An 11,608-nucleotide genomic window follows, 5' to 3' on the forward strand; every position below is an offset into this window, starting at 1 on the left:
AAGAAGAAAAAGGGGGCACTGCTCCAACCTCTTCTTTTTCTTTACACCCCGCAGACGGTGCAAAGAAAAAGACAACTTGAAACTAAAAGTACTTATTGTTATATTTCAATGCAAAGCACGTTTTGGTATATTGAGAGAAAGCAATATCTAAAAGATCCTAATGTCTCTCAAATAAGCTCGGCCAGCTTATAGATAGCAGTATTATATGTTGTGAGGGAGGAGGAACGGACACCTTATGCTTGACATTTCAAACACCCACCAGCTACCACGGAACATGATTACCTCTCAGGGCTCGCGGTTTTTTCACCAGGGAAGGACAGTATAAACCTATGTCTATACATGCAACCTTACGCCATTACGCCTGGGTGATCCGCCACCGTTGTGCCTTTATTTTGCTCGGGATCACCATCTGTACCAGTGTTACGTACGTCGTTGGTATGTACCTTCCTCCGCTCTACCAGGCAACATGTATTCTTAAGGTGAGTGCCACTGCGATGCCGGATGGGGATACACTTGCGCATGCGCAAATGCTAGCGACCAATTATACACCATTGGTTACCAGTCCACAGGTGTTACAGGCGACAGCCCAGAAATTTCCCGGGCTCACCGTTAACCAGTTACAATCAATGGTCACCAGCTCAAGCATCGGTACATCCCAGCTTATCTCTATTAGCGTGCAGGCAACCACAGCTACCCGGGCAGCACAGATAGCAAATACAGCTGGCAACACATTCATTCAGATACAAGAAAGCCGGGAGTCTGCCCAGCTACAAACGACGCTTCAACAGCTCTCCCCATTAATTACAACCACAAGACTGAAGCTAGACGCAACCCAGAGACAGCTGGGAATATTGCAAAAGGAGCAGGGATCGGGGCAAGCGATCTCACAACAGCAGAGTCTAATCGATACCTATCATAACAGCTATAATCAGCTATTGACACATTATAGCCAGCTGCAGATCCAGAAAATACATGTGCCAACCTTGTTGAGCATCACCCAACCTGCGACCGCTCCACTTCAGCCCATTGGACCGCCGCTCTGGCTACTGAGCGTGGTGGTGGCAGGTCTAAGTTGTAGCCTGCTCATCTGCTGGGTCCTGGTGCGTGACTGGTTGGATGCAAGCCTGAAGACGGTAGATGATGTAATACGTGGTTGTGGATTAGCGGTCCTGGGACAACTGCCCCAGACAAACAATTTGAAAAAAAGTGCTCGCTTACTGGATTTTTCATTGCATAAATTGGAGCCATTGCGTACGGCTTTTGCCGTGGTGGGCATGAATCTACAGGTCCTATATAAGGGACAGCCAACCCTGCTCTGTACAGGTTTAAACCATCGCAGCGGCACAAGCCTGGTGGCCTCACAGTTAGCCCTGACGCTAGCCCATAGCGGCGCGCGTGTCTTGTTAATTGATACCAATCTCCAACACCCCAGCCAGCATATCATCTTTAATCTGCCCAATACCCAGGGGCTACTCAATCATTTAGCAGAGATGCAACCTATAACCACCAATCCGGCCGCCTGGCTGGCGCAATGGAAAACCTATGTGCCTAATCTCTGGCTCCTTCCTACGGGTATAACCGCAGCACACTCCCAGTCGCAAATCTCTATCCCTGCCCTGACACAGCTACAGCAATGTCTACAGGGAAAAAATGCCAGCGGAGGGCACGCGGATGCAACGGGTTTAATTGATGTGATCATCTTTGATACGGCTCCATTAGAGGAGGGAAGTTTGACGCAGAGCTTAGCAGCCGTGGCGGACACCAGTGTGCTGGTAATTCAGGCGCGCCAGACTCAGCCAGAGCAGCTTAACAAAGCCGCTAAGCTACTCGAACAGTTGCAGGCTCCCATCCTGGGCGTCGTGGTAAATAAGCGCAAAGCTCGCCATTATCCTTACTTCTATCACCAGCCACATGCATTGACCCACGGCAGCGACCGGCATGCGCTGGTTACTCCACTAACTACTCAATCCGTTAGCCAGGCATCCTGTATTACGGAGATTTCTCCTCAAGTAGAGCTACCAGAAACGCCACAGCCCTGGCAAAGTCGAGAGCTCTTGAAACCCAGCACACCAGTTGCTATCCAATCCAGTCTGCCAGCTAAATTATCTTTGCCCTCGATGCGAACCAGCGCTCCACAACGTTTTACATCGTTGATTCCTAAAACGAACTCAACACCTGTACATCCGGAAACAGCAGCCGGCCAGCCTGAGAATGAGAATGAGATCTATACAGCACCGGAGCTACCCATAGCATCGTCGTTACCTCAACAGATACTCGCAGAAACAACCGAGAAGAAAAACACGCCACAGTTCAGGCGTCCTGATTTCTGGGATGGGACAACCATTGAAAGTCGAGAACAGTTAACCTGAGTAAGAAGAGGCTCAACTCTGGAACAAACTGGCCAGGGCCTTGACCCGTGGCTCCTGCCCCCAGATAGCCAGCATATGTTCATAAAGGGCATAAATCTCGCTAAAAGCCAGGTCACTATTGATGGCACGAGCCGCCCTGGCCGCAGCTTCTAGATAGATACATGATTGGATCATGTTACCAAGTACCAATGAGGTATAGGCGCGATATCTTAAAAATTCTGCCCGCATCCGTTCTGAAGGGACTGGTTTGAAGTCGTCTACCTGGGAAAATGCTTCCCAGGCCAGTTTGGGCTGCCCAAGTCGGAGGAAGACCAGTCCCTGGTACAAATAAAGCATCGAATGGTCACACTGCGCGTAGGCAATACAGGTATCCTCCTCAGGTTTTTCAGGGAAGACGGCGATCGCCAGTTTCAAAAATTGCAGTGCCTCCGTCTCGCGTCCCATGGTAGCCTGGATTTCGGCCAGCCCGGCAAAGATCCAACTGTGCAGGATGGGCGAGATGCTATCATCATCGGCATTAATGCGATGCAAAGCATCATTATAAGCATTCAAAGCGGAACCAATACGCTTGCGGGCAGAAAAAATGGTGGCCATGCGAATCTGAGCCGCTACATAAACATTCCAGTCTTTTGCTAACTGACTATAGACCAGCGCCTGGGTGCCATTTGTCTGGGCTGAACTAAAATCGCCACGCTGCAAATCTAGCAGGGCGATTAATTGATATACCTGTGAAGTTAAACTGGCGGCCAGCTTCTGCTCAGGACCGGGCGTCAGGGTGGGCTTCATCAAACGATTCAGATACGTGGGAGCTAACCGTTCCAGTTCTCGTTGACCACCAGATAGATACCACCGCCAGCATGAAGCCAGGCCCGCCGACCAGGCCAGCAAAGAGGCTGAGAGATCTTGCTCAGGATCATCAATCTCATCGTCCTCTTCTACACCCTCAGGTTGATCATCACTTAAATTCGCTACAATAGCTTCTGGCTCCAGGGTATGCGTACGCTTCATCTGATTCCCTACAAAACCTAGTTCCGCAGGTGAGAGCGCGAAAACTTTACAAAGGGCATTTAGCGAGGCCTGACGTGGCATCTGGGCGCCAGATTCCCAGCGAATATATGTATTCCGGCTGACACCCACCTGCTCACTTACAAATTCTGGAGTCCAGGCCCTCTTCACGCGAGCAGATTTAAGCATATTATTATGTTTTTCCATATTATCCTCGCCCAGCACGTTTTACCTGCCTTTGTTATAAGCCTATTCCCGCTGTACGTCAAGTAGAAGATTAAAAAATGGTGATGTCTTTTATAGTCAATGATAAAACCTTATACAATATAGACTCTGTTTCGGTGGCTGCACAAAGTTTTCATTACTATAATCTCACTCTGCCAATGCGTTCCTTTGCGGACGTGCGCATGCGCGCCCGCACTGTTTTTATGGTGAGTTGCAGCAAAGGTGCTCCGCACCTTTGCTGCAACTCACCATAAAACCACTTGAGCACCTTTGCTGCAACTCACCATAAAACCACTTGAGCACCTTTGCTGCAACTCACCATAAAACCACTTGAGCACCTTTGCTGCAACTCACCATAAAACCACTTGAGCACCTTTGCTGCAACTCACCATAAAACCACTTGAGCACCTTTGCTGCAACTCACCATAAAACCACTTGAGCACCTTTGCTGCAACTCACCATAAAACCACTTGAGCACCTTTGCTGCCCAAAAATACTTCACTCCATGTGTGATGCAAAAGTGCGCTGTGCGCACTTTTGCACCACACATAAAAAAAACGGGTGCGGGCGCGCATGCGCACGCCCACACAAGAACAACATGTCCCCCATAATGATAGAAATAAAGTACAAGCTAACAGCGGTTGAGGAATACAAAGCCAGATAGCAAAAAATAATACTTCTTCATAACCATATTGCTACCAATAACCGCTATCATTTATAGCTTTTTTATATCATAATTAATTTTATCGCTATGCTGCTAACACATTTGGGGCGCAGCATTTATACCTATGAACTCTACTTTATAATTTTATCTCTACTATTGTATATGTGCACCATTTATTGCAAAAAGGGGATGATAGAATGAAGGGCTCAAATTTCTGCAATAAACTGTTTCGCCGTGGCTGCCTTGTGCTTGGAATCATGTTTTTAGTCGGCTTTTATAGCATGAGCAATTTGTCTGCGCGCACCGCGTTGGCAGATGCGAATACATCATATGTACGCGTGATTCATGCATCACCTTATGTTGGCACGGCAGACGTTTTTGTAGATGGGAAACCATTCCTCAATAGTTTTCAATTTGCTGCAGTAACTGATTATGCGGCACTCCCGGCCGGGAATCATAAAGTACAGATTGCCCTGGTTGGTAAAGGGGTTGGTGCGGCCGCACTGACCAAGACGTTACCTGTTGAAGCGGGCAAGGCTTATACTATTGCAGCGGTTGGGGCTACCCCACAATCGCTTGATCTACAGGTATTTATTGACGACAATAAGGTTGTTGCCAATCAAGCAAAGGTACGTGTCTACCACTTGATCCCCGATGCCGGACAGGTTAACGTATCAGTAGGTGAAGATAACTCAATCAAAGATATGACCTATGAAGATGATAGCCAATATCTTACGGTCGACACCGGTCCATGTAATTTCAGTGTGACGGTACCACTTTTGAACGTCACCCTTTCCATACCCAAAAATCTGCAGCCCAATACCGTTACCAGTATCTTCGCGGTAGGCATGGTCAAAGGCAATCCTAAAGCCCAGCTGGTCACAGCTACCACGCAGGGTATTCCAGGATTACCGCAGACAGGGGCGGCTCCAGTCTCAGAAGATTTCGCCACCCCGACTTCTGCCATCGGGCTACTGGCTATTGTGCTATTGCTCATGGCTGGCCTTGGAACGGTACGGTACTTCCAGCGTCGCGCTTAAGTAACTATAATCAGTCATAAATATCATCACTCTCTTTAAATGAGGCCATGGGCAAATGTCCCACACATCCTTCATCTAAAGAGAGTGTTCATGTTTGTACAGCCAGCGTCAGAATGTGTCTTACTCCCATCATCATGGGAAGCGTGCCGCTCTTGCTCGGACGTGCGCTGCGCGCCCGCACTTCTTTTCTTATGTGGTGCAAACAGTGCGCTGAGCGCACTGTTTGCACCACATAAGAAGGCTTCTTGAGTGCCTTTGGCGCTCAAAATCAGGCGTGAAGAGCGCAAAGATCATGAGGGTAAGATACATTCTCAAAAATAAGCGAGCGATAAATCAGAGAAGAGAGAGAAAGAGAGAAAGGAGTGGCACCAGTGGAAAACAATAAATGGTGGTTTATCTGGATAGGATGTTGTGTGCTTCTCCTGTTAAGTAGCTGTGGCCAGACGTCGTCGTCGGCGCCTCAGGCACAGGCGCTGTCAAACAAACTCGCCATTACTGCCCCGGCATCACATTCCTTGCAGTCACCAAAGGAGAGCACATATATCCCGGTGCATATCCGCATTCCAGCTATCGGAGTGGATGCCAATATTGAGCCAGTCAGTATTTTACCCAATAGTAATTTGGACACACCTCACCAAAATCCCTGGGATAGTACTGGATGGTATAAAAACGGCCCCCGACCCGGTGAAATGGGCAGTGCGGTTATCGACGGCCATGTTGATCGTCCCGGCGGTGGTCCTGCGATCTTCTGGAATCTACGCTACCTTAAAGCAGGCGATCAGATCATTGTAACCACCAGTACTGATCAACAATTATACTTCCATGTTACAGCCAGAATTGCCTATGCGGCACACGAAGCCCCACTCCAAACCATCTTTGGTGATAACAGTGGTAGATATCTAAATCTGATCACCTGTGATGGATATTGGATCCCCAGTGAGCAACAAACGTCCGCCAGGATGGTAGTTTTTGCCCGTTTGGGGTAAAATATGTATCTAATGCGAAGTTAATTAGTATAGCTGTAAAGATAGTAAAAAATTTGTAACTATTATTTGCACATGTGAGGTGTTGTGTGCTTCAAGAACAGTTGACTCTCCCGATAGGAGCGACCATACAGGATCAATCTGGTGAACGCTATCTAATCGAGAACTTGCTTGGACAGGGTGGCTTTAGCGCTGTCTATCTGGTTCGTGAACGACGGTCCAGGCAGAAACGCTATGCGCTTAAAGAGATGATAGATCCAGACAACCAGGAGCGTGGTCAGCTGACTTTTGAAGCAGGTTTGCTGCGACGCCTCTCACATCGCTCACTACCACGTGTGTACCAGGTTTTTGAGGATACCAGCCTCAATCGCATCTATATGCTCATGGATTATATTCAGGGTAAAGATTTAGAGCAACTGCGCCGCGAGCAGCCTGAAAAGCGCTTCTCTCTGGCCCTGACCCTGACTCTTCTGACTCCCATTGTAGACGCATTAACATATTTGCATACACAGGAAGCGCCGATCGTGCACCGCGATATCAAGCCCTCCAATATTATTGTCCCTATGGGAACTGGTGAGGCTATGCTGGTAGACTTTGGGCTGGCTAAAGAGTATGTTGAGGATAAGACGACCAGCGTCTTCCGCTATGGCACACCTGGCTATGCCGCCCCAGAACAATATGGCCAGGGCACAAATATCCGTACCGATATTTATGCCCTGGGTGCGACTATCTATACCCTATTGACAGGCAAGGTGCCCACCGATGCCTTGACGCGCACAATGAGCCAGACCGAGACAGATCCCTTGCTACCCGCAGACCAGGTCTGCTCCTCAGTCGCTGGCAGTGTCTCTCGAATCATCGAGAAAGCAATGAGTTTGCGTGTCGAGGATCGCTACAACTCAGTCGAGGAGTTCTGGCAAGCGTTGAGCATCGCGATAATCCAGCCGGATCCTGAAACTGGTCCAATCAGTGAAGCATTGACCTCTAAACAACCGGCGCTGTCAGCTAAAGATATCGAGGTGTTGTCTACGACAAGGCAACCTGTCGGTCCACAAAAACCTGCCACGGCCTCGCGCTTCCAACCCAGAACAAGATTAAGAAGAACATATGGCTATGTGGATAAAAAAGCGGCCACCCGCAAGAAAATCTTGCTCAGCCTGCTGGCATTAATCCTGGTTGGGGTCGCGATGGATCTACTCCTGGCCTCTACTTTATGGAAACATCAGAGTCAGCCCACGGCGAGCAAACCAATTGTTAAACAAGTGCATACCCAGGTTGCATCCCCTACCATCGTATGTAGTAACCAGTATGCCGCTCCCCCCGAAACCATCAATGGTACGGTCCTGGCCTCCTGCTATTCAGGCACTATGAACCATGTCGGCTTAGCGCTGGGTAGCCAGAACTTTCAATTAACGAACATTAAAGAGACTGCCACAGGCAGACTCATCGGACAATTTGCCACCATTGGACAGAATGGCTCCTTCACGGGAACGGTCACGAAGGCAGGTAATATAAACATAACGGTCATACTAACCTCTAAACAGGTCATTAAATTTATTGGCACTACCAATACCGGCGATCAGATCGCGGGTCAAAGCTTTGAAATCTATGATGCTACCCAAACCACAAGACAGGATTACGGGGATTGGACGGCGGCACCCACTTCTAACCAGGCCAAATAACTTTAAATTCATGAGTGGAATAGTTACTAATGTGTATCTAGATGTAGCCTGATAAGGCTACTTTTCATTGTTGTACCATAGCTCTACAGTGATCTATATCATCACTCTTCCCCCTCGCTATCCAGTTAAATAATCACAGAAACCTCATATCAATCGGTTAGAACAACAAAGCATAGAAATAACGGTGATCCAGACAGAATACAGCCAAAATTGTCTTGACATCAGGTGAGCTACTGATGTATTATCCACAAGTGGAGACCATTGTCTCTTATCCGTTAAGTACATGGGCGGTTGCTGAAACTGGTAGACAGGGCAGACTTAGGATCTGTTGGTGATGAACCGTAAGAGTTCGAGTCTCTTACCGCCCACTTACCAAATGTATTATAATGGTGAACGCAGTTAAGCGGGAGTGGCTCAGTGGTAGAGCACTTCCTTGCCAAGGAAGATGTCGCGGGTTCGAATCCCGTCTCCCGCTCCAACTAATCTAAGACTGAGGGCATCCGCAAGGCTGCCCTCTATGGTAAGCGCAAAAGCAACCTGCATCAGACGTAGATCACAACACGTTTGTAAAGTATACAGATAGTTGGTTAATGCGGTTATGCAAGCTTCTGCTGTGGGGTGGTCTATGGATAGTGATTCCCCCTGCGCTTCCTACGGTCTAATTTTCAATAGCGCTCTTCCTTCTTTTAAATAAGTGGTGTGCATTACGCCTGGCGGGTGTCATTGCTAAATGGATGGGAATAGCAGCTCAGCTTCGCAAAAAGTTAAATACAGTCAAGTGACTAAAATACAACAAAGAACAACCTGTTGGAGGAAATGTGAAGGTCTCTGTAGAAAAGTTGCCAACAAGTGAGGCCGTCCTGAATGTAGATGTGACATGGGACGAGATGGAAAAGGCTTCAGATAAGGCATACCGCAAACTGGTGAAGCAAGTTGATATACAGGGCTTCCGCCGGGGTAAAGCACCTCGGGGTGTTTTGGAACGCCGTGTAGGTAGAGAATATATTTATCAAGAGGGTCTGGATGACCTGATCTCAGAGGCCTATCGTAACGCTCTGAAAGAAAATGATCTTACCCCGATCAGCCAGCCTAAGTTAGATGCTCCAATCTTCGAAATGGGCCAGGATTACCACTTCAGCCTGACGGTTCCCGTACTTACCCCTGTGAAATTGGCTGACTACAAATCCATGCATTTTGACCGCGAAGAGGCCACAGTGACCTCTGAAGAGGTTGAGCAGGAGATTCAGTCGTTCCAGGATCGGTCAGCCGAGTGGGAGAGCGTTGAGCGCCCGGTAGAGTATAATGATCGTATTAAAGCTGACCTGAAGTTGACCTCTGGCGAACAACAGATTTCGGATCTGAAAGATAATACATTCGAGATTACAAAAGAGCGCCATGGGCTCTTCACAGGTATGGATGAGCATCTCGTTGGCATGAAGGCTGGCGAGAGCAAGTCTTTTACCACCACGATTCCCGAAGATTACAGCAATGAGAAACTGGCGGGGAAAGAGGCAAACTATGAAGTGACTGTGAATACGGTCGAGGCCAAGCAGGTTCCTGCTCTGGATGATGAGTTTGCCAAAAAAGTGAGCGACGATCAGTTCGATAATATGGAAGACCTGCGCAAAGCTGTCAGCGACAATATCCTTGAGCGCAAAAAACGTACGCTCACCGAGGAGCTGCGCGAGACTGCTATTAAGGCCGTTATCGAGAAGTCCGAATTTGTGATTCATCCCGTGCTGATCGACGAAGAAGTTGCTGAAATGGAGCATCAGTTTGGTCATATGCTTGAGCAGCAGCATCTTAATATGAATCAGTACCTGAAAATGGTAAATAAGTCCGAAGCGGAATACCGCGAGGAGCTCCGCCCTGATGCGGAGGAGCGTATCAAACGCCAGCTGGTGCTGGAGCAGATCGCTACTGATGAGAATATCACGGTTGAGCCAGCTGAGATCGAGGCACTCTTCAATGCCTACGAGCAGATCGGTCAGCCTCTACCAAAGACAGAGGATCAGATCCGCTCCCTTATGTTGAGCTTCCGCCGCGAAAAGACCCTGACACGCTTAATCGAGTTGACAACTGATCCCGATCCAGATGCAGAGAGTGAAGAAGCTGCAGAAGATGATGCAGCCATCGCAAACGCTGAGGCGGCGGCACTCGCAGGTGAAACCGAGGCAACAGACACTGACGCCGAGGAATCCGCAGCAGCAACATCTCTACCAGGCGACCAAAAATCGGAGACAGTAGAGTAGAAATGCAACCATTTGGTGCTGTGTTGTACATGCAGGAAAGGTGACAGACGTGGCAAACTCAAAGAATATGCGTACGACATACCGGTGCTCTTTTTGTGGCAAAAGTCAAGACCAGGTCCAGCGTTTAATCGCTGGCCCTGGCGGTGTCTACATCTGTGATGAGTGTATCGACCTGTGTCGAGAAATCATCGAGGAAGAGCAAGCCACTGTTGCCAAGCCTCGCCTCCAGACGGGTAAACTGCCCACACCGAAGAAGATCTATGAACAGCTCAGCCAGTACGTAATCGGTCAGGAACGCGCCAAGAAGGCGTTGTCTGTAGCGGTCTATAACCACTACAAACGCGTTGGCGTCGGGATGCAGGTCGATGATGTCGAGCTAGGCAAGAGTAATATCTTGATGATTGGCCCTACCGGTAGCGGTAAGACCCTCCTGGCACAGACACTCGCCAAGGTCCTGGATGTGCCTTTCTGCATCGCTGATGCCACTGCCTTAACTGAGGCTGGCTATGTTGGTGAAGATGTAGAAAATATTCTCTTGCGCCTGATTCAGATGGCTGACTTTGACGTAGCTCGTGCGGAACGTGGGATCGTCTACATCGACGAGATCGATAAGATTGCGCGTAAATCGGACAATCCTTCGATTACCCGCGATGTCTCTGGCGAAGGCGTGCAGCAGGCTCTCTTAAAGATCATCGAGGGTACGGTGGCTAATGTGCCGCCACAAGGTGGTCGCAAACATCCACATCAAGACTTTATTCAAATCAACACGGCTAATATCCTGTTTATCTGTGGTGGCGCTTTTGAAGGCCTGGATAAGATTGTTGAGCAACGCCTGGGCAGTAATAAAAGCATGGGCTTCCGCAATGCCGATAAAAGCGAGAAATCTACCACGGCAAAAGAAAGTGGCGAGACTGTGTTGACGCAGCTCATCCCTGATGATCTGCTCAAATATGGTTTGATCCCTGAATTTGTAGGACGTCTCCCTGTTGAAGTGGCTCTTGATAGCCTGGACAAAGATGCACTGATTCAAATTTTGACTGAGCCGAAAAATGCTATTGTCAAACAATATCAGAAATTCTTACAACTTGATCGCGTTGAACTTGTTTTCACGAACGATGCTCTTGAGGCCGCTGCCGAGTGTGCCCTCCGTCAAAAGACGGGTGCGCGCGGACTGCGTACGATTATCGAGGACGTGCTCTTAGATATAATGTACGAGATACCCTCTCGTGCCGATGTGAAAAAGGTGATTGTAAACGGGGACGTGATAAACACCCATAATAAACCACTACTAGTGACGCGTGGTGAAAGAAATACAACCTATTCTGAAGATGAGTCTGCTTAACGCAGACTCTTCTGTTTTTCTCCATACAGTTGTGTTATCTCTGTGG

At 48.5% G+C, this 11,608-nt stretch carries 7 protein-coding genes and 2 tRNA genes; 8 read left to right on the plus strand and 1 reads right to left on the minus strand.

All coding sequences use genetic code 11. The annotated features are described in order from the left end of the window. Positions 1-329 precede the first annotated feature (329 nt). Entirely contained in the window at positions 330-2,369 is a 2,040-nt protein-coding gene (locus EL645_RS10860; RefSeq protein ID WP_126550042.1) for a tyrosine-protein kinase domain-containing protein, read from the plus strand. 12 nt (positions 2,370-2,381) lie between these two features. Here the strand turns inward: EL645_RS10860 and EL645_RS10865 are convergent, their stop codons facing one another. Beyond that, the gene (locus tag EL645_RS10865; RefSeq protein ID WP_161977290.1) at positions 2,382-3,563 is read right to left on the minus strand and encodes a helix-turn-helix domain-containing protein; all 1,182 of its coding nucleotides are present in this window, start codon (positions 3,561-3,563) and stop codon (positions 2,382-2,384) included. An 897-nt stretch (positions 3,564-4,460) separates the two neighbouring features. Here EL645_RS10865 and EL645_RS10870 point away from each other — a divergent pair. From EL645_RS10870 to clpX, 7 genes are all read left to right on the plus strand, one after another. Beyond that, positions 4,461-5,303 carry a DUF4397 domain-containing protein gene (locus tag EL645_RS10870; protein WP_126550044.1) on the plus strand — a complete coding sequence of 281 codons (843 nt, stop codon included), beginning with the start codon at positions 4,461-4,463 and terminating at the stop codon, positions 5,301-5,303. A 371-nt stretch (positions 5,304-5,674) separates the two neighbouring features. Then, positions 5,675-6,289, plus strand: coding sequence for a class F sortase (locus EL645_RS10875; RefSeq protein WP_161977291.1), 615 nt, complete (start codon positions 5,675-5,677; stop codon positions 6,287-6,289). Positions 6,290-6,375: 86 nt separating this feature from the next. Then, the gene (locus EL645_RS10880; protein ID WP_161977292.1) at positions 6,376-7,968 is read left to right on the plus strand and encodes a serine/threonine protein kinase; all 1,593 of its coding nucleotides are present in this window, start codon (positions 6,376-6,378) and stop codon (positions 7,966-7,968) included. A gap of 285 nt (positions 7,969-8,253) precedes the next feature. Then, positions 8,254-8,336 (plus strand) — tRNA-Leu (locus tag EL645_RS10885). A 35-nt stretch (positions 8,337-8,371) separates the two neighbouring features. Continuing rightward, positions 8,372-8,446: transfer RNA gene (locus tag EL645_RS10890), tRNA-Gly, on the plus strand. 340 nt (positions 8,447-8,786) lie between these two features. Continuing rightward, a complete protein-coding gene (tig, locus tag EL645_RS10895) occupies positions 8,787-10,220 on the plus strand; it encodes a trigger factor (RefSeq protein WP_126550047.1) in 1,434 nt (477 codons plus the stop codon). A 67-nt stretch (positions 10,221-10,287) separates the two neighbouring features. Continuing rightward, the gene (gene clpX / locus EL645_RS10900) at positions 10,288-11,562 is read left to right on the plus strand and encodes an ATP-dependent Clp protease ATP-binding subunit ClpX (protein ID WP_126554128.1); all 1,275 of its coding nucleotides are present in this window, start codon (positions 10,288-10,290) and stop codon (positions 11,560-11,562) included. Positions 11,563-11,608 lie beyond the last annotated feature (46 nt).

It is taken from the genome of Dictyobacter kobayashii, from assembly GCF_003967555.1.
GTDB classification, from domain to species: domain Bacteria; phylum Chloroflexota; class Ktedonobacteria; order Ktedonobacterales; family Ktedonobacteraceae; genus Dictyobacter; species Dictyobacter kobayashii.